Genomic DNA, 1,251 nt, shown 5'->3' on the forward strand with positions numbered 1-1,251 from the left:
CAAAGTCTATAGGGCTACAATTGTATTGGTCGCTCACTAGTACATTTACCCCTACTTTTTTAGGTAAATCTGGGTATTTAAACGATGGTGTTACGCCCGTTACATTACCTTTCTGTATGCGTACTTTGTTGCTGCCCACCGCTATAGGCGTGCTGCCAAAGCTACCCGTTACTCTTTCCTCTAAGGTTATCGTGTATTGGCCTCCGCCACCTGAAAGTCCTGTAACTTCTACTATCGCATCATTTTCACAAGTTGCTGTTGTAGTTACCGATACAATTCCTTGTATAGTAGTGAGTTTCTTAACCTCTACATCATTGCTGCCCCATAGACAATTTGTCCCCTCTTTATACTCTACATAATAGGTCTTTCCTGGGTCTACTCCTATAGGTGTTGGAAGCGTATATGATACACCTGGAATCGTTACTGGTACTGGTGCCCCTACTGCCGTTCCTTGTCTACCATTAGGTACTGGCGTTGGCAATTCGTATAGTTGGTATGTACCACTTATCGAAGTTCCTGAACGCTTAGTAAACTGTATTGTTAGCGTACCTTGTGCACCATTGCTACAAGCTGGCGTTGCCGTTAAAACCATCTTAACGTATGGATTGTAGCTATTGCCGTAAATGTCTCCGTCATACTCGGCTGTACAACCTCTATTATCTTTTACATAGAACTTATAGGTACGTCCTGGTATCAAGCCTGTCCATACTCGTGAGTTAGCTCCATTATTAGGCGCCGACCAATGGTTGCCGTCTAGCGAGAACTCATAGGTTGCTCCCACCTGTGCTGGTATCGTTACTGTTGCTGTAAAGCCGCCATTAGCTCCCGAACAACTATGGAACTTAGCATCATTCAAGTTGGTATTTACTGTAACTCCACTCAAGTTATGCGGTACGGTATAATCCTTAGTTTCTGTAATACACAAGGTATTTGTCCCGCCTTGTTCCGTCTTCTTATAAGTGATACTTATCGTTGACCCTGACTTAAAGCTTGGGTGGATAAACGTTACTGGGTTTGTAGTTACCCGTGTCCACGTATTATCGCTGTTAATACGATAGTATATATCCGCTACTGCCACATTCGCCGCCCAAGTAGTTGAACTGAATGTTAAAGTAAGCGTATTGGCTGCTCCAGCTGCTGGACAAACAGTCGCATCGGCTACCTTCAACGAAAAGTCGGTACTCAAATCTGGCATCGCACCTACTCTCACTGTCCTACTTACCGAACAGCCATAGGTGTCTCTTACCGTTA

The 1,251-nt window shown here is 44.2% G+C and carries 1 protein-coding gene; it reads right to left on the reverse strand.

Annotated features, from left to right (window positions below; genetic code table 11):
- Positions 1 to 1,251: hypothetical protein (locus HMPREF9075_RS13495; protein ID WP_009415577.1), on the reverse strand; the 1,251-nt coding region annotated here is incomplete at both ends.

It is taken from the genome of Capnocytophaga sp. oral taxon 332 str. F0381, from assembly GCF_000318275.2.
Taxonomy (GTDB): domain Bacteria; phylum Bacteroidota; class Bacteroidia; order Flavobacteriales; family Flavobacteriaceae; genus Capnocytophaga; species Capnocytophaga bilenii.